Source organism: Anabaena sp. UHCC 0399 (genome assembly GCF_034931465.1).
Taxonomy (GTDB): domain Bacteria; phylum Cyanobacteriota; class Cyanobacteriia; order Cyanobacteriales; family Nostocaceae; genus Trichormus; species Trichormus minutissimus.
Window position 1 is genome coordinate 62,459 of sequence record NZ_JAYGGZ010000025.1, and the last position, 24,762, is coordinate 87,220.

Below are 24,762 nucleotides of genomic sequence, written 5' to 3' on the forward strand. Positions count from 1 at the left end.
CTTATTTTAGCGCACCAGTAACTGCGATGGGTTAGGAGATGATGAGTAACATAACTATGGAATTAATTTGAGACGTTGATTTTTATTAATTATGTCAACGGTTTAGCAAATTACCAGGGATAATTCAAATATATATTTGAAATGATTTTATCGCCATCCTCAATTATTCTGAGAGCCGACAACCCCGGTTAATCAAAGAAACATGGGTGATGAGTTCTTGCAGTGTCTAAGTTTTTTTCTTAAGAATAGTTTTAGAGGTGATCAAAATGATGGGAATATTTTGGTTGACCGTTATTGGGATAGTTTGGCTATTTGGTTTCACTTTGTTAGCAGAAATGTGGTTCTATGAAGAAGAACAGGAGTTAGAAAATAGGGAGTTGTGAGTGGGGAGAAGGAAAAGAGATTGTTATATGAGTAATTGGGGGATGGGTAATCTCAAGAGCGTAATTGTGCTATTATTTGGGCTGGATTCCAATAAGCGCGAGTGGTTTGAATCTTACCTTCGGCGTTGACTTCAAAAATAGTAATTCCCTCAAATTTGACTGATTTACCACTTTTGCTAACTCCTGTGATTGTCCATTTGACGGCTGCTTCGTTGCTAGCAATGAAGATATGTTCAGTTGTTGGTTCTAATTGTGCAAATACAGCTTGCAACTGTCCGATAAATTCGCGATATCCTTCATGAACTTTTGTAGGTGGTTCACCTACCGGATCGTGACTTATAGCATCTTCAGCAAAGTTATCAACCCAACCTTCTGGGTTCATGGCTGCAATGTTAGCAAAGTAAGCAGCAACGGCTTTTTCAATAATTTCGTTTGACATAATTTGGTTTGATCACTTTTCAATAGTTTCTACCAAAACGGTGACGGCAGCGATCGCCACTAACATTTCGTCATTTTTGTCATTAAGAGAAGCAATAGCGCGTCCTTGTACTACCATACCCCCAGATTCTACAGTCAGGCTTTTGCGTCCAAAGGGTAATACAGCTAAGACTTCGGCTTCTCTGACTTGTTCGGGATAAGGTACTGCTACCTGGACTTCCACAATCATCTCATTCGGGTCATTTAAACCAGCAACTTCCCATACACCCAGTAAAGCATTGTGGGCGATCGCATTACGAACAGCTCTTGCTGCGGCTACAGTCGGTTCTTGTCCATGTTGATCTACACCCATCCCCATCTCAATAATTAAGCGTTTACGAGCCACAGTTAACTCCCAAAATCTTCACTTTTAACTATAGATAGGAGTAGTGTATTTCAATCTGATGATTTTCTAGTTACGAATTATTATGCGCGATCGCACTCACACTAATATCTCTACTGAGTTACAACAAGCCACCGCCGACTTACATCAAGTTAACCCTGGGGTGGGACTACTGCGTTTTAGTCTCATTGGCTTGGTATTTCTTAGTTGTGTGGCTTTGGCTAGGTTGACGCAGAACAATATTGTGTTTGTGAGTGCAACAATCATAGCGGGAATTTCCTATTCTTTTTGGCTAATTTGTACCCATGATATGAGTCATTGCACTTTGACGGGGTGGACTTGGTTTGATAAGGTCATACCTCGATTGATTAGCTGGCCGATGTTGTGGCCTTATAGTCTCTATGCAGAGTTACACGCCTGGCATCATGGTTGGAATGGTAGCGATTTGAGAGATCCCGAACGGGTACAATGGACTTGGCAAGAATACCAACAAGCACACCCACTTTTACAATGGTATGTCCGCCATCAGTGGAGTTGTGATATTTTCCTCCTCGGCGGAATTGGGTTGATTATTAAAACTTTTATGATGGCTGTGCGCTTCCAGAATTTAAGTTCGCGGATGCGTCGCCAATTCATGTTAGATGTCTCAGGGATGCTGGTTATACAAAGTGTGTTGCTGACTATTGTGATTTTGCATGGGGAGTTGCTGCGCTACATCTTATTTTGGGTGATGATGGAACGGGTGATTGGCATCATCATGCAGACACGCGATCATTTGGAACACTACGCACTGTGGGGGAAGTTTAACAATCATCAGTTAACCCAGCTTTATACTTCTCGCAATTTGAGAACTATTCCCCTCTTGGGATGGTTAATGGGTGGTTTAAATTATCATGCAGTGCATCATGCTTTTCCAGGGATTCCTTTTAATCAACTCCCCGCAGCATTTGAGCGCGTTCAAGGGGTGTTAGTAAAACATAATTTTCCCCCTATGCAATTAGATTCTGGTTATATTCAGTCAACTTTTGAATTGAGTCATCATCCTTCTTTGATTGGTGAAGCTACTACATCTGAGATTTGTGGCGATCGCATGATGCTAATTTGATCAATCATTAGTAGATTAGGGTGTTGGATTTCCTTACGTCAAACACTACGCGCTTCAAGTTGGTAAACCCTTCCACTGAGATGGCTTCCCCATCTACACCCCAAGCTAAAATAAGGACTAAAGTCCTTACTACAAACTTCACGCAATCGGTTCAAATACCATTTGGGGAATTAATACACCCGCTTGTAATTCCCCAATACCTAAAAAACGGGTTTCTGTTTCGTAAACTCGCACATTACCAGCCATCTCTGGATTTAGGGAAATACGCTGTCCTTGACACCATTTTTGTGCAGAAATATTGGGTAAAGTCACAGATGGTAAGTGTTGTAAGACTGCATCTGGGGAGATGGGTTGAAATGTCCCGACTTGTAGTTGGGTTTCTAAGTCCGAGAAGGTGAGACTAGCTGCTAAATTAAAGCCACTACTTTGAGTGCGAGTTAAAGCGGCGAGAGTTCCGCCAGTATTTAACACTGTACCTAAATCACGCGCGATCGCCCGAATATATGTCCCCCCACCACAGGCTATTTCTACATCCAATTCTGGAAAATCTCCGGCTCGCCAATCTAAAATTTCCGTACTATAGATTTCTACTATCCGCGAGGGAACTTCTACTGTTTCCCCTTGACGCGCTAAATCGTACAGGCGTTTCCCTTCTACTTGAATTGCGCTGTAAATTGGTGGGATTTGCTCGATTTTGCCTGTAAATTTTGCCAGTGCAGTTTTTATCTGTGCTAAATCTAATTCTCCACAGGGTTGGGAAGTGATGATTTCACCTTGCAAATCATCTGTTGTAGTTCTCACCCCTAAACGGATGGTGGCTTTATAGGCTTTGTCACTGGGGAGATATTGTAATAATCTTGTTGCTTTACCAACTGCAATTGGTAGCACACCAGTAGCGGCTGGATCTAAAGTTCCCGCGTGTCCTACACGTTTGAGCTTTAATAATTTTCGTACCCGCGCCACGCAATCATGAGAAGTCCAGCCAAATGGCTTGTTTAAATTAATAAAACCTTGCACTGTGAAATTTGGTAGTTTGCCGATCAGCCACAATTTTAACGTGAGTTGGACAAACCTCCGCCTTTCACGCTAATAAGGTTGGGAGGTAGCACCGAAAAATGTAGCAGCAGGCGATCGCTACAGCGACATGAGTACCGTCAACCGCTAGGTATAATTAATACTATAGATATCTAGCGCAAAATTCGTAGAGACTTAGCATTGCTACATCTCTACGAATTTTTATGTTGGGGAATGATCTGATCTAAACCGTATTGATAATTACTTAACTTCTTCCGGTGCAAAAGCCTTGATTTTACCCTTTTTGACCGCCACCACTACATCATAAGTTGCACAATAAGAGATAGTGACATTATTAGCCTTATTGTAAAGATTAACTACCATACCTGCGCCACCAGGTTGAACTCCGATTGGTTCTAAGTCGCCAAAGAAAAAGCGACGCAACTGATCACCACTACCAAATTGACCCTTATTTTTCATAAGTAAGTCAATTTTTTGCTGTACAGTCAAACCTGTAGCATCTTTCATTTCCGCAGCTGATGCTTGAACCCAAGTAGGGTTAATAGCTTGTAGTGGAATATCAAAGACTGTTAACATACCAGCTAAAGCCACACTTGTCAGTAAAGATGGTGCAAGTTTCATTTGTAACTCCAGTTTTTGTTGATCTCAGCGATTACAGCATCTCACCAACTACTGAAGTCCGCCTGAACGCCAACTAGAAATTACCTGAATTTACTTCTCCGTAAAATTCAGTCGCTACTCAGCTTTTTCTCATAAAAATATGGTTTTAAGTGCATCATAAAAGCTGAAAATAGTTAATGGTATTTAGTGGGAGTAGTGTAACTGTGACCAAACCGAGAAGAAAAAATAGTTTCATAAACCAAATTCCTGGTCAAATTTATCTATGGTTTGCAGTTCTGATTTTTGGCGCATCAAGTGCAATTACTCGCAAATTGACCGAAATTGGTGCAGAAAACTTCTTAGGTGGTCGTAACCCGATTTCCTTGTGTAACGTTTTATTTGTCGGAAATCTCTGCGCCTTAACATTGATGATCTTCATTTATGGGCGACAGTGGAATAAAACAGCTTTGCAGAAACTTACTCAAAAAGAATGGTTTAACCTGACAGTTGTTGCCATTTTATCAGGAGCTTTAGCCCCTGGCTTAATTTTTCAATCCCTGGCGTTAACTAATGTTAACAATGTAATTTTGGTAGGACGGATAGAACTTCCCTTGAGTTTAGCGTTATCTATTTTACTGTTGAAAGAACGAGTAAATATTTGGGAAATTGTCGGCGCGATCGCAGCTTTTATTGGGGTGATTTTAACTGTGATTCTTCAGCCTCAAACGGGTAACGTCATGATGGATATGGGAGGTTTTAATATCGGTGTGGGGGAGTTTTTAGCAGCCACAGGAGCAATATTTTTAGCCTTTGCTACTATTATTAGTAAACAACAACTTGCTCATATTCCCTTGGGGATTTATAGTATCTTTCGTACTGCCTTAGGCACTATCGTATTTTTCATCTTTGCTATAGTGCTTTATGGTAGTGAGCATTTTATGGATGTGCTATCACCTTTTTTATGGCAATGGATGTTTATTTATGGTGGAATAATTGTCGTTTTAGGTCAATCATTTTGGACTAAAGGTTTGAGAGTTACGACTGTATCTACAGCTTCATTAGCCAGTTCTTTCACTCCCATTGCAGGTATATTGGCAGCTTATTTAATTCTCGGTGAAGCCCCTACATTAGCTCATTATGTTGGTGGTAGTTTAATATTATTTGGTATATTCCTCAGTCAAGTTGGTCTGCGTCGGCAAAATTCTGGGCGTGTGATGGTTGATAGACAAATTTCCCCGGCCACAGAACAAGAGCTAGAAAATCATGCCGGATTTAAGGGAGTCTGAGGTTAACTTTGTCAACACCTACATCTCTCCCGGTTTCTGGTTGACTTTTATGGGGAATCTCATATCCTATGAGAGCGGCTAAAAAAACCCCCTTTTGGGGGATAGAGTAATAGACGTTTATTCGTAGTACAATCTAGCTTGTATAGTTAATTCGTCTACGATCACGGTTATCACTGTGGTCGTTTTCTTTATTCTACGTTGAACAACTCAATACTGGGGTGAGGGGTCATAGCTCCCACCGCTAAATAGTAGGGGAGCAGGGGGAGCAGGGGGAGCAGGGGGAGCAGGGGGAGACAAAAAATTATTTTTTGGCTTTTGACTTCACGGCGGTACTAGCCAATACGCTGAACTACAGGCGGTGAGCTAGAACCATTACCCTGTTGAGCTTGTCTATTTTGGGGTGTATCATGAAGCTGCGCTTCTGGTTGTGGTGGCTGTGGTTCTGGCCCCAACGGTTGAGGATTAGCAACATACTCAAATTCGCCTTTACCATCCATTGAATGGCCTTTTGCCCAACGACCTTCAGAACTTTCATTACCTTGGGAATGATTCCAGAACTGATAGGCAAATTCGCGTTTTTCTAATTCCAAGGGGAAGGAACTGGGAACGGGAGTTGTTTCTAGTCCAGATTGTTCTAAATCCTCAATCGCAGCTAACCAGAGGTTTTGGTGCATAGTATCGCGAGCAATCATAAAACTCAGGGTATCTTTCACCCCTGGATCATTCGTCATTTCATACAAACGTACCGCTTGTAAGCGTCCCTGACTCTCCGCATGAAGATTAGAGCGAAAATCAGCTAAGAGATTACCACTAGCAACAATGAAGCGACCATTCCAAGGGTAGCCAACGCTGTCAGTTGGGGTTGCACCTAAACCAGAAACAATGGCGTGTTGGGGATTCATGGCTGCGTTCATGATGACTTCCCGTGGGTTAGTACCACCCATCACAGCACCCACTACCGCATCTTTTACTCCCTCTTCTTGCACTTTCAAGGGTGCTTTATCTAAAAGATGGGCGATGGTTGTAGCCAACATCTCAATGTGACCAATTTCTTCAGTACCAACATCTAGCAACATATCTCGATATTTAGCAGGGCCGCGACAGTTCCAGCCTTGAAATAGGTACTGCATCATGACGGTCATTTCCCCAAATGTCCCACCGATGAGTTCTTGAATTTTCATCGCATAGACGGGATCTGGCTTTTCTGGGGGCTTGAAATATTGCAGTTTTTTGGAGTGATAAAACATCTGGGTTTCTAAATAAGTGACAAAAACAAGCTCACAAATGTCTGATTTTTATGGCTTATTTCTTCTAGGAAACTAAGTATTTTTTTTATCTACATCAATCAATAGTTATATAAAAATTAGCAGATTTTTATATATATTTAATTCCCTAGATATACGTATTTATTTGGTTCACACAGAGGCGCAGAGAAGTGAGAAAATTCGGTGTTTGGAGTTTTTTAAATAAATAAACACAGATATTATATCTGTGTTTATTTATAGTTAATATCCTGATTAATTTTCATCACGTGCGTGAATTTGGGCAGGGGGACTAGTTGCTTCTACAGCCGTAAATGGCTCTAGAACTTTGTAGTGATGGGTTGCCCCTTTCGGTACTACCCAAGAACTTCCCGGTTCTAGTAATATCATTTGTCCTTCAATATGCAGTTCTGCACGACCATTAATTACATAACCAACCGTTTCATATTCACGACTTGTTGGGTGTTTATCTTCTTCTGGTTGTTCATTTTCCCAAAGACGCATAGAAACAGATTTACCGGATGCTAAATATTTCTGACCGAGTTTACCTTTGGGAGAATGGGTAGAGTCAATTTTTTTTACGCTGGTATCACTCATAATTTCATCACCTTAAGGTTTCAGTACAACTTTGATGCAGTTATCTTGTTTGTGTTTAAAAATTTCGTAGCCGTGGGGTGCTTGCTCTAGAGGTAGCGTGTGAGTAATCACAAATGAAGGATCAATTTCACCGTTTTGGATGCGTTCTAGTAAAGGGTTTAAATATTTATGAACGTGTGTTTGTCCCATTTTGAAGGTTAAACCTTTGTTCATAGCTGCACCCATTGGTACTTTGTCCAAGAAACCACCATAGACACCAGGAATTGATACGTGACCAGCTTTTCTACAAGATACAATTACCTGGCGTAAAGCCGTTGGACGGTCTGTTTCTAGGCGCACAGCTTGTTTAACTTGGTCGTAGAAAGCCATGATATCTGTACCGTGGGCTTCCATTCCTACTGCGTCAATGCAAGAATCAGGGCCGCGACCACCAGTCATTTCTTTGAGTGCTTCCCCAACATCGACTTCTTCGTAGTTGAGAACTTCGGCTTTACCTTGTTCTTTAGCCATTTGCAGACGTTCGGGAACGCGATCAAAGGCGATTACTCTTTCTGCACCCAACATATATGCACTTCTGATCGCAAATTGTCCGACTGGGCCGCAACCCCAAACGGCGACAGTATCACCGGGTTCGATATCGCAGTTCTCTGCTGCCATATAGCCCGTTGGGAAAATATCGGTCAAAAATAGCACTTGTTCATCTGTTAAATTTTCCGGTATTTTGAACAAGCCTACGTCAGCAAAAGGGACACGGACGTATTCTGCCTGACCCCCAGCATAACCACCAAATAAATGAGAGTAGCCAAATAGACCGGAGGGAGAATAACCCATTTGCAGTTCTACCATCCAGGCGTTAGGGTTAGAATTATCGCACAAAGACCATAATTGCCGTTGACAGAAGAAGCAAGAACCGCAAGAAATAGTGAAGGGAACTACGACGCGATCGCCTACGGTGGGGCGTAGCCCATCGCCTACTTGCACATTTTTGACTGCGCTTCCTAGTTCAACTACTTCTCCCATGAATTCATGACCGAGAATATCACCCTGTTGCATTGAGGGGATATAGCCGTTATATAAATGTAAATCTGAGCCACAAATGGCTGTAGAAGTAATTTTAATAATGGCATCACGGGGATTGATGATTTTAGGATCAGGAACTGTTTCTACTCTTACATCGTTTGTTCCATGCCAACAAACTGCTTTCATAGTTATTAGTCCTTAGTCAAGTCGCTGCGCTCCAATTCAAAATTCAAAATTCAAAATTAAAGACTTAGGAATTGGGGCTTGTACCGAGAATAAATTACTCAATAGATGTAGTAAGTCATCAAATTTGAATTGAGGGATAAACAAGTTTGTAGTAAGGACTTTAGTCCTTACTACGAACCGTCAAAACTAACTTGATAGACTAGTAGGGTGTGTGACGCTGCAAAAGTATTTGAACGTAGTAATGAGACTTATAGAGTCACGCACCAACCATCAATTGTGACACTTGCGTAAGTCCTGGTCATATTATCGTTGAGACTCCGGTCTTTGGTAATAACCACGTTCCTCACCAGTAATTGGCTCAACGGCTTCGCCTACTTTTCTTTTAACATTATCTTGAAACTCTTTTGTAGCTCTAGGAGTTTCTTCATCTAAATTGAGTTTTTCACGAACATTGTCAACAGTTCCTTTGAGTTTTTCTTGAGCATTTCTCACTTGAGTATCATTTCTAATCCCTTCATTATCGGGTGTACCTTTGTAATAAATACCCTCTGGAGTTTTAACATCTGCCTGGGCAATCATGGCATTAGTGTATATAAAAGACTGACCTATAAAAAAGGTAGCTCCTATCAAACAAATAACTAAAACTTGACGCAAAAGGAAATTTTGTACCCAAGAAATTACGCGATTCATAACATTCCTCACTTGTATTATGTGTATATTGGACAATTTCTCCTTCCCCTACTTCTTCCCAGAAGGTTGTCCTTCCGTGGTGGCAATTTCTCCAGTTTCCATTAGCATTTTGAAGCGGCGTAGTTCATCACCTATTTGCTGTTCTGGTTCTTCACCGAAGAGTTTGGCGAAAATCGCCGCTAGTGTGCCGCCTGGGGGATTGTACTCTAAAACTACTTTGACTTCTGTACCACGATTCGCTGGTGCTGGTTGAAAACGCACAAAACCAGAGTTTTCAATGTCTGCACCTTCCACGGAAGCCCAAGAAATTAACTCATTTTCTCGGTCTTCTAAGATATCTGCATCCCATTCGACGCTGTTACCGAGAGGTGCATTGGCTATCCAGTGCGATCGCCTAGCCCCTGGCTTTTCGTTGTAAACTTTGACAGATTTGAGATGCTTCATGAATCTGGGCAGATTCTCAAAGTTGTGCCAATAACGGTACAGTTCCTCTGCTGGCTGATTAATTGTCACCGTCTTTTCAACTTTAATAGGTTTATTCAACCCGATTGCTTCTTGGGCTTGCTGAATGGTACTTTGTTTACTTGCACCTTGATAAATCAAGCCACCACCAGCTAAAGCCGTCAATACCCCCCGCAAAGAGGCTTGTCTTAAACCCATCAGCACCAGCGCACCACCGCCGATGAGGGATGCCCAACGCTCCATATCGCTGGCTTCAGCTTGTCTTTCTCCTGATGTTGCAGTCACTCTTTTATCTCCAAATTCAAAAAGGTGAAAGGAGTGGGGAGCAGTTGATTTTGGGCGTTGCATAACTAAAGTATGAATTTGCAAAATTTGACATTTCAAACTCTTACTCTCTGCGTCTCTGCGTCTCTGCGTGAGTAAATTTATACCCAAAGTCAGCAACGCCCAATTTTGCTACCTATTCGCTCACGTCGACACTGCTGCCCCTGTCGTCGGCTTGGGAGGCTTAACTTCAGCAGCCATCCGTGTCCGATATAACTCTACTAATCGCTGTTCAGACTGCACTAAGTCTTGGTAAATGCCTTTAAAAATAGCCGTTGCTACTGGATCAGTGTACATTGCACACAAGTTACCAATATCACCGATACCTGTTTGCAAATCACCCAAGGCGCAGCGTATCTGGTAGATGTCATCGCTACCGGTAAAAGTTGCTTTCACCTTTGCATATTGATTGGCAATATTCGCGCCAAAAGAAGGTTTTTCACCGAGCTTATGCAGATATGCTTCTAGTCTTTCAATATGGCGTTGTTTATTGACAATCATTTCTTGAAACAACGCCTTAGCTTGTGTATCCGATTCTTTTTCTACGTAACTCTCCAGTGCTTCTAGTGAATAACGTTCTCCACCCAAAGCTGTATTCAAGCCGCGAACAATATCACCTTTAGTTGAACCACCCCAAGCATCAGCCAGTTTCCACCATTCTGCACTCGTGTCTTTCTCATCTGGTAATGCCGCCTCTTTACCGCCATAACCCAAACGGCTTAAAATCGCCGTCGTGAAAATTGGTAAATCTCCAGGTTCGCGGGATGTAATCAAGTTTCCATCAACTACCAATGGTTCATCTTGATAGTTTGCACCCGCATTAATCATATCTTTGCGGATAGCACTAAAACCAGTAACTCGCTTACCCTTGAGCAAATCACCCTCAATTAAAAGCTGTGGCCCATGACAAACCGCAGCAACCAATTTTCCTCGCTGCATCGCCTCTTGCACAAAGCGGACAGTGTTAGGGTTGCGGCGCATTTTATCAGGGGCCATCCCACCAGGAATGACTACAGCATCAAACTCAGATGCGATCGCCTCTGTAGTGGTAGCATCAGCTTGTATAGAAAGTTTGCCTCGTTTGCCCTTATATTTTTCATTCATCCGCGAACCAAGGACAACTACCTCAAACCCGGCTTGTTTTAGTCCATTGCAAGGAATAATAAATTCTACATCTTCTACAGCTTGTTCAATCAGAATAGCTACTTTTTTCTTCCCAGAGTGATTATTATGGTTGGTCATATTCTTTCCTGTCTAATAATTTTGAATTGTTTAAGCTGTTACTTCGCTAGTTGGCGGTGTAGCAAACATTTCTTCGTAATCGTGAGAAAAATGACGGTGTAGTTTAGCAAACTCTGCTGGTGTGACAGCATTTTGTAGTATGGCAAAAACAGCACGAACATGAATAGCTGTTGTTGTAGGTTCTAGATTTTCTTTCTGACTGGCACGCACAATAAAATCTTGTAAATTAAAGTTCTCATCTGGTTGTCCCTCTCTACCTTTCAAACAATCACCAAGTTCCTGTGGCAATTGAGTAGATAAATTTAGAGCTTCATCTCCAGAAATGCGTTCTTTAATAGTTTCTAGCGTGGCACGAGTAGCACGTTCTGCCTCTTCACGAGAGTTTGATTGAGCCAAGCTTTGTACATGGGTAATAAACTCGTTGTATTCCATTTTGCCCTCCCTTGAACACAATTCAGCTTTTTGTGATCTCAGATATTTTCCAGCAATAAATAAAAATAAAAATCTAATTTCAATGATTAATATTGATATTTAAAAATCCACAAAAAAAATAGTTATGAGTAAGAAGCTTTTCATCTAACTTCAACGTGGGTTGAGAACTCCTAGCTCATAACTACCAGATTCAACTACAAGTGGCTTGACCTTAGATTTCATACTTTTAAGATTAAGTTGTAATATCTAGATTTACTTCGTTCTTAGGAAATAGATTGCTTTATCTCTCAAGTTGTACTTCATAAGATGTACAACTAATCAACTAAAAATAGTTATCGTAAAGAGATAGAAAGGACTAGTTTTATGACAGAAAATAATCATCCAGAAAATAAATCAGAAGACTTACCACAGGAAATCACCGAATCCTATGGCACTGGTGTAAAAGACATACCAGGATACAATATTGGTGGGCGTACCCTCCAGGAAAGAAGGCATGAGTACACCCAAACCAGTCCCGAACTGACTGGTGGTGATGTTGATGCGTATTGGCAAAATGCAGACTCAGTAGGAGATGAAGCTGTTGGTGGTACTGCTCCCACTCCCGACCAAAATGTCACAGAAGAGATAGAAGCAGCCGTCGGCTTAGAAATGAATGACAACGAATTACTTCACACCCAAGACATATTAGAACACCGCGACGATGCACGTTGGGAATTAGATCCCACCTCTGCCGAAGATTACCAAGAACGGCAATAAAATCAATTCGTAATTCGTAATTCGTAATTCGTAATTCGTAATTCGTAATTCGTAACGATGCTCCGCCCCGCTACGCTCTAAGCGCAGCTATGCCGCAGGCTTTACGTAATTAAATTAAGCCACCCGTATTCGCGCAGCGTCCCGCAGGGAGGGGCGAGGTTTTTACCTTCTCCCCTTCTTAAGAATTTCTCCGCGCCCTAATGCGTTAAATTTGAACCCTCTAATTTTAGAAGTTCGCGCCTACTTCAAGGCAGAACCCGCAGAGTAGGCGCAAAAGCGCATATTAGACCACAAAAACCAAAATATCGACTTTCTAACCAATCCCAAACACCGACCCCACAGTAGACTTAATCGAATCCCGTGCATCTTTCAAAGTTTGAGTTATCGGGTGCTTAGTTTGCAAAAATACCCGCGCACAATTACGTCCAGGCATTCCCGAAATCGAACCACCTGGATGAGTCCCCGCACCAGTCAAAAATAGATTATCAATGGGAGTTTTATAATTAGCTAACTCAGGCAAAGGACGGAAAAACACCATTTGATCTAATGTCATATCAACATGGTAATAATTACCCTTGTACGCGCCTAATCTCTCACCTAATTCTGCCGGACTTTCGACACGACGGGCAATAGTTGCAGTTTTTACATTAGGTGCATAGGTTGCTAACTTATCAACCACCCTATCAGCAACCTTGTTTTTCAATTCATCCGTCCAACCAGTCCCCTTCAAACCTGTACCTTCCGCGCCAGCAATTTGATAGGGGGCGAAAAATTCAATCCATACTGTATGTTTACCTGGAGGTGCGAGGGTAGGGTCAAGGAAACTAGGCATGACTACATACATTGATGGGTCAGAATCAGGTATCTCTCCCAAAGTACATTTACTATGTGCTTGTTCTACATGAGCAACGGAGTCGGCAATTAAGATAGAACCAACGAGATATTCATCTTTGTGGGCATGGTAGGGAAAGCGCAGGGGTTCATCTAAAGCCAAGTCGATTTTCAGGATAGTTTCGTTGTTGTTGACAATGCGGCGTTCCAATCTTTCCCATAAATCGGGGTCGGCTGCATCAATATCGCTTTTATCGGTCATTTGTAAAAATAACCGCTTGGCATCAATATTAGAAATTACCCCGTATTTAGCACGATATTCAGTACCACCACCAACTCTGACACCAATGGCTTTACCGTTATCAATTAAAACTTTTTCTACCTGTTGGTCTGTGAGAATTTCACCACCTTTAGAGGTTACTAACTTGACCAAAGCTTGCACCAATGCACCAGTACCGCCGCGTGGTCTAGCCATACCGGGATTGTGACGCATAGCCATCATAATTGCCCCAATCGCGAGAGTTTTTTGGGATGGTGGCGCACCTAATTCTGATGCTAGTCTGGCGAGGGGTGCTTTGAGAAATTCTGAATCGAACCACTCATTGAGTAAATCTTCCGCGCTGGTCAACATATTACGAATAAAGTCCAGCGTTTTGTTTGGAGAACCAATGACAGAAAGTAAATCTTTTAACTTGGTGATGTCATAGTTACCGGCGATATCGATGATTGATTTTGGTGGTGCATTAAACATCGGTATCATTGCACCTATCGCCCGTTGCCAATAGTCGGTAAATTCTGCATATTTCTTGGCATCGCGTTCACTATAACGGGCAATTTCTGCACAGGTTTTTTCGAGAGATTTATGACCTAAAAAATATTTACCGTCAGGATGGGGACAAAAAACAACTGGATCACATTCTAGATATTCTAAGCCGTATTTTGTTAATTCTAATTCTTCAACAACTGGCCCTAAATGTATAAATTCATGATCAATAGCACACAGATTAAATTTAAATCCCGGTGCTTCTTTAGGTAAACATTCTTCAGTTGTGGCTGCACCACCTGGAACAGAACGTTTTTCTAGTAAGAGAACACTATAGCCAGCTTTGAGCAAATAAGCTGCACAAACTAGACCATTATGTCCTGCACCGATAATTACTACATCATACTCTTGCATATTGATAATTTGAAAATAGTGTGGATTAATAGTATTACAAAGCGTAGCAGAAATTACAATCTTGAGAGTTAATAAAAAAATCCGTAATGGTTACTAATAATGATACGATTAATCATTAGAATCCGTCATGCTATCTGGTATTTTATTGACATTAGCTGCTACTAAAAGAATTAATGTTTCTTTTTGCACCTGCATATTTTTGAGACTTAATTGCATATCTTCCCATTGCAAATAAGGTAAATTTGTCAGATATTGAAATTTTTGCATTAAAGACACAAGGAAATCGAGAGAAACACCCTCTCCTTCAGTACATTGAAAACTCTCTAACATAATGGGGTGGGAGTGAGTACGGGGACGAATCATGGCTGTGAATCCTAGCGAGCGACTATGATTATTTTCTTTTAATTGCACCTTTCCCCTCAATTCAATTTGCTCATTATCAGGTAAAAATATCTGCATTTGTTCTAGATCAAAATTGATAATTTTTCCCTTTACATCTAACTCAAAGTTCTGCACTAAATTGCGAGAAAAGTCAGAAGTTAGTGCATGGTTAATATCAGCTTCTTTGAGGGTAACGCGAGCCATTAAATTGACTGGTTTATTCAGTTGAACCTGCCCGATAATAGCCTTGAGAGGATTAATATCAATCCTATCTGTTTGCAATTTTATTTCTTGGACACGGATCTTTTCTTTTGTCACTAAGCCTTGCCCAGAAACTGTCACCCCATCCGCTTGTCCCTGAACTATTTTTAATAGATTGGTTTCTACATATATATCAATTTGTTCTAGTGCATCTAGCTGATCAGATACTCTTTGTTCAGCAGCTTGGGATATTAATTGCTGTTGCCATTTTTGGTTGTCTGTCATGAATTAGCATTTTCCTAGTGTGATATTACCTTGTTAATGTAGACTCTAAGTTACCAAAAGCGAATCTATAGTCAGGTATATACAGCTAGGAGTAGAATTTGGTTATGGATCATTAGTCATTGGTCATTGGTCATTAGTTGAGAAATTGGGGATAAACCGAAAATTGAATGATTTGGGTGAAGGGTGTAGACGTTCAAAATACTCTTAATGTTTACATCCTCACACCCAATATCAATTTAGACACTGCTAGTTTGTAGGGTGGGAGATTGTACTGAACGCTGACTTTTAACAACCATTTGGATGGGATGGTCTGGGCCTGTAACTAAACCACGACGTTGAGGTTTCACTTCTTGATGATTCACCAGTTCTAATTCTCGCATGGTTAAAAGTTTAGCGATCGCCAATTTCATTTCCCATTGAGCAAAGGCTAAACCAATACAGCGTCTCGCACCTCCGCCAAAGGGTAAGTATTCGTAGGGGGAAAACTGCCTTTCTAAAAAGCGTTCTGGCTTAAACTGTTTCGGTTCTGGGTATAAATCTTCTCGTTGGTGGGTTAAGTAAATTGAACCTACAACTGGTGTCCCTGGTGCAAGTTCATAACCACCCACAGTTATAGGTGTTTTCACTCTTCTGGGAAAAGTGAGTATTCCCACAGGGTAAATTCGCAAAGTTTCCGAGCAAACAGCGTTAAGATAAGGTAATTTAAACACAGTGTTGGGGTCTGGGTCATGACCTAAACTATCTAGTTCTTCTAAAAGTTTTTTCTTAACTTGTGGTAGTTTATGAATCCAGTACATTGCCCAGGCTATAGCTGTAGCTGTAGTTTCGTGACCCGCTACCAAAAGAGTCATCAGTTCATCCCGTAACTCTACATCGGTCATCGGTTGACCTTCTGCATCCCTAGCATCCATCAGTAAGTTGAGGATATCTGTCCGTGATGGGTCTGGATGTTCGCGGCGTTCTTGAATTTCTTCATAGATGAGTTGGTCGGTTTGTTGCTGGAGTTGCTCTTGTTTTCCCCAGATTTTAATCGGGCCGAAATCTCTTTGTAACACCGGGAAATAAAGCAAAGCGACAAGCCACACTGAACTACCATTTTCTAAAGTTTCCCCCAAAAGCTTTTGGAGTTTTTCCGCACGGACTCCTTCATCTAGTCCAAACACAGCCTGCATAATAACTCGCAGGGTAATAGCTTGGGTAACAGTGCGAATATTCAAAGATTCCCCAATTTGATACTCACTGATAACTTTGGCAGTAATATCGTTAATTATCTCACTGTAGCCCCGCATTCTTTCGCCGTGCAGAGGAGGCATAAGTAACTGCCGTTGGCGTTGGTGTTCTGCACCAGAGATAGTAATGACAGAACGCTTACCCAGCAAGCCTTCAAATAGATCATTTAAATCTCCTGGTGCTTCTAATTCTTTAGTATCGTGACTCAAAATCTGCTGTTGGTCTTGGGGATTGCTGACAAAGACCAAGGGAGGAAGGTCTTTTTGCAGTTTGAGGGCGAAAATGTCCCCGTAGCGTTTAGTACACTCCTCCATGTAGGGCATAGGCCGGAAGATCCAATTCAGCATTTGTATAACTGGTGGAGTTTTTGGGGTTTTTGGTAGCTGCATGAAAAAATAAAAATAGACGTGAGTAGATATCGTTATTTTTACGTAAATAGGTGGGAAGTGGTGAGTGCTTCCTTAGTAAAGTAGTCTTTCCTTCTGCCTTGTCTGCGACACACTACGCGAACTGTCTCCTGCCATTTAAACTACTTATCTTTAGCATTACAAAACACTGATAACTCGTAACAACCTTAAAGATGTAAAATTTTTGTTAAATTCAACGAGCATCTATATATAGTTTCCCGTAATTCTTACAAGGTATTCAGCATGACTGTAATCTCACCAAAAGCATCTTCAGCACTTCCCAATTTTTATGAAGGGATTCAATATTTTGGGGAAATGCTACCAGGTTTTGAAACTTATGGTGCGACACCTGCGATAGAATCGGGCAAAGTAGCGATCGCATCTCCTACAGATAAGGCTGCCGTATATCAAACCTTACTAGCTGCTGATGCCCTTCGCTATCTGACGCTACAAGTCACTGCAAGTAAGGCATCTGGGCATCCGGGTGGCTTTGCTAGCCAAGCAGAAGCCTATGCAGCCTTGGTCATGCTGGGGTATAAAAACATTATTACCGAAGTCGGACATCACGCACCCGGATTTTATAGTGCCATGTTCCTCGATCGCTCCTTAGAGGATATGGGCATATCTACAGTACAACAATTGCGCGATCGCTTCCGCGAAAAGCATGGACTCTTAGGACACCTTTCCGGTTACATCCCCGGTATTCTCGCCCCAGCCGGCCCCTTGGGACAAGGACAGCACTTTGCAATGGCGGCTGCACTCCTCCACCGTGACAAACTTTTCCCCTTCACCCTCGGCGACGGAGGACTAGGTGAACCCTACATCATGAGTTCAATGGCGCACTTTAACACCGCCTATCCCAGCGTCACCAACTTCTTACCCATGCTGGTGTGGAACGGTTACAGCCAAGAACATCACAGTATGGTTTCCCTGAAAACCAACGCACAGATGACAGCATTCTGGCAAGGTAACGGATTTGAGGAAGTCATCTTAGTTGATGCCAAAGAATTTGACGACCAAAACCAACCAGGGGATTATGTTGATAGTACCGCCTTTTCCTTTGAGCAACGCCTAGCCTTTACCAAAGCGATACTCGTAGCGATGGATAAAGCCGCCCGTTCTGCCCTGGGTGGGAAGTTAACAGTCTTTATTATCAAACAACTCAAAGGTGCAGGCGTTCACGCCAGAGGTGCAAAATCTCACAACCTCTACCCCAAAGACACCTTAGACGCACCCCACATTGTGAGTGCTTTAAAAACCCGTGCATTACCCCTAGAAGCTTGGCAAATCGTCAGAGCCAACGCCGAACGCGCAGGTGGAGGCCCCGCAGCTAAGACAGTGGTGACAGAATTTGAGTTACCATTGCCAGATTTAGGCGCGTTACCTTTAGAAGAATACGCAGTAGGCGGCGAACCCAAAGTTTCCACCACCGCAATGGGACGAATTGTGGGTGCAGTCGGACAAAAAGATCCGAAATTCCTAGTCACCAACGCCGACGGTAACGAAGCGTCAGGTATTGGTAACATCAACCAAGCCTTAAAGATTATCCACCCCACCACCGACGACTTATATAACCAAGCACCCAACGGACAAGTTTACGAACCCTTGAGTGAAGATGCTTGTGCAGGTTTAGCCGTTGGTTTATCCTTGATGGGTGCAAGAACCCTCTGGTGTTCTTACGAATCTTTCGCCATCAACGGCTTACCCATTTGGCAAACCGTCATCCAAGCAATGGCAGAATTACGCCGCCAAACACCCTCAACAATTACCTTATTCACCGCCGGCGCATTAGAACAAGGACGCAACGGCTGGACACACCAACGTCCTGAAATTGAAGCTTACTTTGCTTCCATGATGCGGAACGGCAATGTATTTCCTGTATTCCCCCCCGATGCTAACAGTACCCAAGTTTGTTATGACTGGGCGTTGACAACTAAAAACAAAGGAATTGTCATCACCGCCAGTAAATCACCCTTACCAATTCGCACCAGTTTTGCACAAACTCGCCAAGGTTTAGAAGAAGGTGCAGTAGTGTTACATGAAATTGCTGGTGGTAAGACAGTTGTGTTTGCTGTTATTGGCGATATGACATTAATTCCAGTATTTGAAGCCGCAGCATTTTTAGAAACTGAAGGTATTGGTGTGAAGATAGTTTCTGTGATTAATCCCCGCCGTTTGTATCGTCCTCATGATGTAGCTTGGGATACCTGTTCTGAAGCTGATAACGGTTTCATTGATGATGCTAAATTTGCCGAGTTATTTGCTGGTGATGCGTTAATTGGTGTGACTGGTGGCGCGGCGGCGATGTTAGAACCCATCATGTTGCGGAGTAACAGCAAGCGCGATACCTTCGCCTGGAAGCGTGGGGAAACTACAGCTAGTGCTGGTGAGTTGATGGCTTTTAATGGTTTGACTGCTGAGGCGTTGACTAAACGGGCTATTGAGTTAGTGCATTAATTTTCTATGTAATTGAGTTTTATATCCCTGCCTTATTTCAAATTGGTGGGGATTTTATACATTTTAAATACTGAAATTATCCTTCAATTTGACTGTAATAATTCTATGCTTTACTATTCCAATATCTAAGATGTTACATTATTTTAAATACTTGAGTTCACGTAATAACTCTTAGAGAATGATGCCTTCCAATTTTGAGTTAAGACTGCAACACTTAGAAGACAATATTAGAAAAGACCAAGATTTACTCAAAGCATATGAAGATGCTTTGCGTTATGAAGATGATCCGCGTCGGCAGGCTAAGTACAAAAGAGAAATTGATAATTTGCGTGAATCTGCTAATTCTTATCACAAGGAATACGACGAACTACGAGAGCAGATTACTGGTGAGCCAACTGTACAAATGCAAAATGTAGCTATCCAATTAGAACAGATAAATACCAGAATAGATAGATTGTCTGCTGGACAGAAGGCTATCTATGAAAACATTAATCAGCTACGTCAAGGACTGCTGGCTCGTTATGATGCTGGTGAACAAAACATAATTGCAGCAGTCACTGAACAGTTAGATCAATCTCAGATAGTTATGATTGCTACGGTTTTAGATGCAATAGAAACTAACCAAGTAACAGAGACAGAAATGCAGCCTATATTACAAGGCATACAGCAAAATATAACTAAATTACAACAAAATGGTACTTCTTTACCTCCTAGCCAATCAGTGTTAATAGAAGTTATAAATGCCCCTGAATTAGATTTCAAGCACAGATTGAAGGTTGCAATACCTCTTATTCCTTTTATTTTGGACTATGAAGGCGAATTAGAACTAGGAACAGGAATAAATTTAAAAGCTGCTTGGCAAGGGTTGATGATGCGATTGAAAGGAGAGTAAATTGTGGATTTACATCATCAACGAAAACAAGATTTAGAAGAACACATAAATGAAGATTATCTACTACTCAAGGCGTTAGAAGATGATTTACGTCTTACTCAAGAAGCACAACCAAAAACAAAATTAAAAAAGCAAATCAAGGAAGTAAAATGTAGAATTAATGAATATAAAAATGAGCTAGATTCTTTATCAAATTCTCAAAAAGAACAAGATTTACTTGTGAATGCAATGGCGAAGATCACATTCAGAGAGTTGGATATGGTTACGCATGGGATTCTTGGTATGCCTGTAGAATTTGATGAAAGCTATACTGTTATTCCAGTAATTACAAAAATGTCTAAAAATGAACTGACTGGATCTGCTCAGTCAAGACTAACGAGTGGTGTTATCCAAGCAAGGATGGTTGGTAAATTTGTTGAGAATATGGTGAATGTAATTCCTGATTTTCCAGAAAAACTAAAGGCAGGATTCACTATTGAGTACCAAAACCTTCGAGCGGCAGGATTAAAGGGAAATGCTTTATTGGATGCTTTGCATGAGTTTTCTTGCAATCATAGTCTAGATTATGACCTACGAGCAGCTGGTTTAGCTGTGCTTTACTATCTTTTTGAGAAGTGCGAGGTGTTTGAGCGATGATTCTTCCTACAAAGCATATCTCTACCAGTCACTCTCTATTGGGGGTAGGTGCTACAATACTAGAACACTTGTACCAGCCAAAGACAGTTTCATCCCTTTGGAGTGCTGTTGCCACCATCCCAGAAGTTGGTACATTTGAACGTTTTGTTTTAACTCTTGATCTTCTATACACTATAGGAGCAATTGAGATGGAGATGGGATTACTTCGGAGGTGTCATCAATGATTCATGCTGTTCGTTGTAATCAGCCATCATTTAAAACAGTTGAGTTCAGACCTGGTTTAAATATAGTTTTAGCAGATCGTACAGAAGATTCTGGACAAAGAGATTCCCGTAATGGATTGGGTAAATCGACTCTCATTGAAATTATTCACTTTTGTCTTGGAGGAACAATTCAGAAAGCTAAAGGACTTGGTTCTAGAAATCTTCGTGGTTGGGCTTTTAGTTTAGAGCTTACACTTGCAAATCAAATTATCACTGTCACAAGGAATACTGAAGATAAGACTCAGGTAGTAATAGATGGAAATACTACTAACTGGCCTATTCAACCCAAAGAACAAGAAGGTCAAAAGGTTTTAAGTTTGGATGACTGGAAGGCTGTTTTAGGAGATTTAACATTTGGATTAAGTATTGATCATGATAAGAAATACAAGCCTACTTTTAGAGGACTTATTTCTTACTTTATCCGTCGGGGAAGAGACGCATTTTCTACACCATTTGAGCATCACAAAAATCAACTGAGTTGGGAAAAACAAATTAATAATGCTTTTCTCCTTGGTCTGGCGTGGGAAGACGCAAGAGAATTGCAACTTTTAAATGATAAACAAAAACTGATAACAGATATTAAAAAACTTAAAAAAGATACAGAATCTGGCGTTGCGATTGGAATTTTAGGTTCGTTAGGTGAGCTTGAAGCGTTAAAAGTTCAGGTCGAAGCTCAACTACGTGAAAGAAAAGAAACATTGAACAATTTTCGTGTAGCAGAGCAATATCATGAATTAGAAGAAAGAGTTAATTTTTTAACATCGCAAATTCATGAGGCAACAAATAAAAATATTACTGACCAGAAATTACTAGAGTTTTATCAATCTAGTCTTAAATCAGAAGATGAACCAAGACCAGATTATATCGTTAGTATATATGAGAATGCTGGCATTGAATTACCAGGATTAGTAGTTAGAAGGCTAGAAGAAGTAGAAATATTTCATCGCCGATTAATAGAAAATCGTAGAGAGTTTTTAGGAAGTGAAATCAAACGTCTTAGGCGGGATCTAGTTTCTAGAGAAAATTTTATTCGAGAAAAAAGCAATGAGCGTGCGGAATTATTAGAAGTTTTAAAGACGCACGGTGCTTTAGAAGAGTATACAATGCTACAAGAAATTTATCTTGATAATGTAGCTAACCTAAACGAAATTAATAAACGTATCGAAGAATTAAAACAATTTGAAGAAGAAAAAAGTAGCCTAAAAATTGAAAAAGAACTCTTGCTTCAACGTGCTAGACGCGACTATGGAGAACGAAATGAGCAAGCTGAACGTGCTATTGATTTATTCAGAATAAACTCTCGATTTCTCTATGATACTCCTGGAAGACTTATTATTGATGTAGGTAAAAATGGTTTTACTTTTGGAGTAGAAATTGGGCGAGATGGTAGTGAAGGTATCGATAAAATGAAGATATTTTGCTATGATTTAATGCTGGCACAGCTTTGGTCAGAACGAGATCCTTCACCCCGAATACTAATTCATGATAGTACAATTTTTGATGGTGTAGATGAAAGACAAATATCTCTTGCTTTACAGTTAGTAGATAGAGAGGCTAGAAGCCGTGGCTTTCAATATATCTGCACATTAAATTCAGACATGATTCCACAGTCAGAGTTTTCCGCACTTGACTTTAATTTTCATTCCTTTGTTAGACTTAGACTGACAGATGAGAATGAAGAAGGAAGATTATTAGGTATTAGCTTTTAGTTAAACGTTGGTTAGGTTAAGGCGCAAGCTTGCATATTTGCAGCACAATGAATTAATACTTACGCCGTAACCCAACACCAAGCCCTGATAAATAGTAATGAAGGTAAAAATATTAAAATTTAGCAACAAGGGCGATTTTGAATAAAGAGGATATAATTTATCAACAAGTTATGGCAATTGCTAGTAGTTACGGAATTTTTGATTGCATTCCCTGTGCTAGAGCAATCAAAGAATTTTTGATCAGACAAAGTATTCATGGCAAGCATATTAAAATAGCTACAAATTCTCAAGATCCAATTTATGGCAGGATTTATGATGATAGTATTGGAGAATTGATTGCTACTACAGGTCATCATGAAGGTGTTATAATTGAGGTGAATGGCTTAGAAATTCTTTTTGATAACATCCACCATCAAGGAATCACGCGATTAGACTGGATACAGAATCTCTATTCACCTATTCTAGATGCAGGATTAGAGTTTCAAATCACAGAAAGTTACTTTTAACCTAGAGAATTAGTGAGTCAAGTATGAATAATTTATACAACTTACTGCAAAAAATCAAAAAAAGACCTGCGATGTATTTAGGTAAGAATTCTATTTTTAGCCTGCAAGCATTTTTAGATGGCTACTATTTTGCACGGCGAGAAATTGGTATTAACTTAACAGAAGAAGAAATAGAATTTCAAAACTTTTTACAATGGATAAGACACAGATTTAATGTAGAAACAGGTCAGTTATGGTCAAGTATTATTCTTTTCCATTCAGCAGATGAAAAAAGTGCAGTGGATAGATTTTTTACTTTGTTTGAAGAATTTAATCAACAGCAGAAAAATCAGGAAATAGAAAAAATTGATCAGGTGGTTAAGTAACAATTCAGATACCCGAATTCTAAGATTGATGATTTTGATGATCGAAAAATCTTAAAAAGAAGTCCGAATTAATGTTTGCATTGTAACCCAACACCAAACCCCCTGAATTTCCCCCAGATAATGTAATCAAAAAATTTATTTGTTAGGATTTAAAGTTATTCATAATGCTGCAAATCATCAAAGCAACCTGCACCAACGGCGAACTTATTTTAAGTGAAAAACTCAGTTCCGAATTAGAAGGTAAAACCCTGCAAATTATGATTATTGAACCCAGCGAACCTCATCAAAATCATCAAGCCTCAAAAATACAGCAATTTTTAGCGCAAGTTAATAACTACTCTTTCCAACTACCCGCAGATTACAAATTTAATTGAGTTTAATTTTATATCCCATCATCTTAACCAAGCATTACCAGCATAAATAGTTTCTCGTCTTGCAATGGCATAAAATGGCAAAAACTGCCATAATGTAGAAAAACAGATTCAGGAAATAACCCTTGTGACAAGTATCAATATTTCCTTACCTGACACCATGCGAGCTTATATAGAAGAACAGGTAGCGCAAGGCGGTTACAGCAGCGTCAGCGAATATTTTCGTGAATTAGTGCGACAAGACCAAAAACAGAGAGCTAAACAACGTCTAGAAACAATGCTTCTAGAAGGATTAAACTCTGGAAATGCAACAGAAATGACTGCTCAAGATTGGGAAGATATACACCAAGCAGTACATGAAAGAATTAGTAAACGTCAAGGTAACAATCAGCCGTGATGTTTACAATTAAAAAAAGACCTTAAGTTATCAGGGATTTAATAGACTTAGCAAGCTACATAGCACAAGATAACTTAGATATTTCAGACCGCTTTTTAATAGCAGCCGAAGCAACTTTTAAACAATTAGCAATAACGCCAGTCATTGGCAAAAAATGTCAGTTTACCCATCCCGGCCTAGCAGACATTCGACAGATATCTATTAAGGCATTTACCAAATATCTGATTTTTTATCGTATCACGGAATCAGAAGTTGATATTCTCCGAGTCATTCATGGTGCAAGAGATATTGATTCAATCTTTGATGAAGACTTATAACTATAATTGCCACTATTCTATACATCAAATACAAGCATGACCACAGATGCAGAATATCAAGCAAGAATTATCACCTATAACTGGGATGATTTAAAGCTATTATGGTCAGAAACTAAAATAAAAAGTACATATTTTAT

Annotated in this window: 27 protein-coding genes; 13 read left to right on the forward strand and 14 right to left on the reverse strand. The window is 40.5% G+C overall.

All coding sequences use genetic code 11. The features are described from left to right. Window positions 1-435 precede the first annotated feature (435 nt). Together VB693_RS15085 and VB693_RS15090 are read right to left on the reverse strand one after the other, a co-directional pair. Window positions 436-822, reverse strand: a complete 387-nt coding sequence (locus VB693_RS15085; RefSeq protein ID WP_323266970.1) for a nuclear transport factor 2 family protein — start codon at window positions 820-822, stop codon at window positions 436-438. Between the two features lie 12 nt (window positions 823-834). Beyond that, a complete protein-coding gene (locus tag VB693_RS15090; RefSeq protein ID WP_190697866.1) occupies window positions 835-1,206 on the reverse strand; it encodes a Lin0512 family protein in 372 nt (123 codons plus the stop codon). A gap of 82 nt (window positions 1,207-1,288) precedes the next feature. Between VB693_RS15090 and VB693_RS15095 the strand changes: the two genes are divergently transcribed. After that, on the forward strand, window positions 1,289-2,308 hold the full coding sequence (locus VB693_RS15095; protein WP_323266971.1) for a fatty acid desaturase: 1,020 nt from the start codon (window positions 1,289-1,291) through the stop codon (window positions 2,306-2,308). Window positions 2,309-2,446: 138 nt separating this feature from the next. Here the strand turns inward: VB693_RS15095 and truB are convergent, their stop codons facing one another. Together truB and VB693_RS15105 are read right to left on the reverse strand one after the other, a co-directional pair. After that, window positions 2,447-3,325, reverse strand: a complete 879-nt coding sequence (gene truB / locus VB693_RS15100; RefSeq protein WP_323266972.1) for a tRNA pseudouridine(55) synthase TruB — start codon at window positions 3,323-3,325, stop codon at window positions 2,447-2,449. 258 nt (window positions 3,326-3,583) lie between these two features. After that, window positions 3,584-3,964 carry a hypothetical protein gene (locus tag VB693_RS15105; protein ID WP_190697877.1) on the reverse strand — a complete coding sequence of 127 codons (381 nt, stop codon included), beginning with the start codon at window positions 3,962-3,964 and terminating at the stop codon, window positions 3,584-3,586. A gap of 203 nt (window positions 3,965-4,167) precedes the next feature. On the opposite strand from VB693_RS15105, the gene VB693_RS15110 reads away from it, so the two are divergent. Then, the gene (locus tag VB693_RS15110; protein ID WP_323266973.1) at window positions 4,168-5,229 is read left to right on the forward strand and encodes a DMT family transporter; all 1,062 of its coding nucleotides are present in this window, start codon (window positions 4,168-4,170) and stop codon (window positions 5,227-5,229) included. A gap of 332 nt (window positions 5,230-5,561) precedes the next feature. Here the strand turns inward: VB693_RS15110 and VB693_RS15115 are convergent, their stop codons facing one another. The 7 genes from VB693_RS15115 to VB693_RS15145 all read right to left on the reverse strand — a co-directional run bounded on the left by VB693_RS15115 (window position 5,562) and on the right by VB693_RS15145 (window position 11,444). Then, a complete protein-coding gene (locus tag VB693_RS15115) occupies window positions 5,562-6,476 on the reverse strand; it encodes a manganese catalase family protein (protein ID WP_323266974.1) in 915 nt (304 codons plus the stop codon). Window positions 6,477-6,746: 270 nt separating this feature from the next. Beyond that, window positions 6,747-7,088, reverse strand: coding sequence for a cupin domain-containing protein (locus tag VB693_RS15120; RefSeq protein WP_323266975.1), 342 nt, complete (start codon window positions 7,086-7,088; stop codon window positions 6,747-6,749). 12 nt (window positions 7,089-7,100) lie between these two features. Then, a complete protein-coding gene (locus VB693_RS15125) occupies window positions 7,101-8,294 on the reverse strand; it encodes a zinc-dependent alcohol dehydrogenase (protein WP_323266976.1) in 1,194 nt (397 codons plus the stop codon). Window positions 8,295-8,597: 303 nt separating this feature from the next. Continuing rightward, window positions 8,598-8,984: a hypothetical protein gene (locus VB693_RS15130; RefSeq protein ID WP_323266977.1), complete on the reverse strand. Its 387-nt coding sequence runs from the start codon at window positions 8,982-8,984 to the stop codon at window positions 8,598-8,600. A 48-nt stretch (window positions 8,985-9,032) separates the two neighbouring features. Beyond that, a complete protein-coding gene (locus VB693_RS15135; RefSeq protein ID WP_323266978.1) occupies window positions 9,033-9,731 on the reverse strand; it encodes an SRPBCC family protein in 699 nt (232 codons plus the stop codon). 183 nt (window positions 9,732-9,914) lie between these two features. Continuing rightward, window positions 9,915-11,012: a DJ-1/PfpI/YhbO family deglycase/protease gene (locus VB693_RS15140; protein ID WP_323266979.1), complete on the reverse strand. Its 1,098-nt coding sequence runs from the start codon at window positions 11,010-11,012 to the stop codon at window positions 9,915-9,917. 30 nt (window positions 11,013-11,042) lie between these two features. Further along, entirely contained in the window at window positions 11,043-11,444 is a 402-nt protein-coding gene (locus VB693_RS15145; RefSeq protein ID WP_323266980.1) for a DUF2267 domain-containing protein, read from the reverse strand. Window positions 11,445-11,807: 363 nt separating this feature from the next. On the opposite strand from VB693_RS15145, the gene VB693_RS15150 reads away from it, so the two are divergent. After that, complete coding sequence (locus VB693_RS15150) at window positions 11,808-12,200, forward strand: DUF6335 family protein (RefSeq protein ID WP_323266981.1); 393 nt, start codon at window positions 11,808-11,810, stop codon at window positions 12,198-12,200. Between the two features lie 313 nt (window positions 12,201-12,513). On the opposite strand, the gene crtO is transcribed toward VB693_RS15150, so the two are convergent. The 3 genes from crtO to VB693_RS15165 all read right to left on the reverse strand — a co-directional run bounded on the left by crtO (window position 12,514) and on the right by VB693_RS15165 (window position 16,694). Next, window positions 12,514-14,208: a beta-carotene ketolase CrtO gene (crtO, locus tag VB693_RS15155; protein WP_323266982.1), complete on the reverse strand. Its 1,695-nt coding sequence runs from the start codon at window positions 14,206-14,208 to the stop codon at window positions 12,514-12,516. Between the two features lie 108 nt (window positions 14,209-14,316). Next, window positions 14,317-15,075 carry a DUF2993 domain-containing protein gene (locus VB693_RS15160; protein ID WP_323266983.1) on the reverse strand — a complete coding sequence of 253 codons (759 nt, stop codon included), beginning with the start codon at window positions 15,073-15,075 and terminating at the stop codon, window positions 14,317-14,319. 236 nt (window positions 15,076-15,311) lie between these two features. Beyond that, window positions 15,312-16,694: a cytochrome P450 gene (locus tag VB693_RS15165; RefSeq protein WP_323266984.1), complete on the reverse strand. Its 1,383-nt coding sequence runs from the start codon at window positions 16,692-16,694 to the stop codon at window positions 15,312-15,314. Between the two features lie 261 nt (window positions 16,695-16,955). Here VB693_RS15165 and VB693_RS15170 point away from each other — a divergent pair, with 261 nt between their 5' ends. The 10 genes from VB693_RS15170 (at window position 16,956) to VB693_RS15215 (ending at window position 24,625) form a co-directional block, all read left to right on the forward strand. Then, window positions 16,956-19,169, forward strand: coding sequence for a phosphoketolase (locus VB693_RS15170; RefSeq protein WP_323266985.1), 2,214 nt, complete (start codon window positions 16,956-16,958; stop codon window positions 19,167-19,169). Between the two features lie 178 nt (window positions 19,170-19,347). Further along, window positions 19,348-20,061: a hypothetical protein gene (locus tag VB693_RS15175; RefSeq protein WP_323266986.1), complete on the forward strand. Its 714-nt coding sequence runs from the start codon at window positions 19,348-19,350 to the stop codon at window positions 20,059-20,061. 3 nt (window positions 20,062-20,064) lie between these two features. Next, entirely contained in the window at window positions 20,065-20,697 is a 633-nt protein-coding gene (locus VB693_RS15180) for a hypothetical protein (protein ID WP_323266987.1), read from the forward strand. Next, window positions 20,694-20,921, forward strand: a complete 228-nt coding sequence (locus VB693_RS15185; RefSeq protein ID WP_323266988.1) for an ABC-three component system middle component 6 — start codon at window positions 20,694-20,696, stop codon at window positions 20,919-20,921. The genes VB693_RS15180 and VB693_RS15185 overlap by 4 nt, the downstream gene beginning before the upstream one ends. Continuing rightward, window positions 20,918-22,669, forward strand: a complete 1,752-nt coding sequence (locus VB693_RS15190; RefSeq protein ID WP_323266989.1) for an ABC-three component system protein — start codon at window positions 20,918-20,920, stop codon at window positions 22,667-22,669. Before VB693_RS15185 ends, VB693_RS15190 begins: the two co-directional genes overlap by 4 nt. 137 nt (window positions 22,670-22,806) lie before the next feature. Then, complete coding sequence (locus VB693_RS15195; protein WP_323266990.1) at window positions 22,807-23,175, forward strand: papain fold toxin domain-containing protein; 369 nt, start codon at window positions 22,807-22,809, stop codon at window positions 23,173-23,175. 23 nt (window positions 23,176-23,198) lie between these two features. Next, a complete protein-coding gene (locus VB693_RS15200; protein WP_323266991.1) occupies window positions 23,199-23,540 on the forward strand; it encodes a hypothetical protein in 342 nt (113 codons plus the stop codon). A gap of 164 nt (window positions 23,541-23,704) precedes the next feature. Beyond that, window positions 23,705-23,914 (forward strand): hypothetical protein, encoded by a 210-nt coding sequence (locus VB693_RS15205; RefSeq protein WP_323266992.1) that lies wholly within the window; start codon window positions 23,705-23,707, stop codon window positions 23,912-23,914. Between the two features lie 124 nt (window positions 23,915-24,038). Then, entirely contained in the window at window positions 24,039-24,308 is a 270-nt protein-coding gene (locus VB693_RS15210) for a type II toxin-antitoxin system ParD family antitoxin (RefSeq protein ID WP_323266993.1), read from the forward strand. Window positions 24,309-24,349: 41 nt separating this feature from the next. Continuing rightward, on the forward strand, window positions 24,350-24,625 hold the full coding sequence (locus tag VB693_RS15215) for a type II toxin-antitoxin system RelE/ParE family toxin (RefSeq protein ID WP_323266997.1): 276 nt from the start codon (window positions 24,350-24,352) through the stop codon (window positions 24,623-24,625). Window positions 24,626-24,762 lie beyond the last annotated feature (137 nt).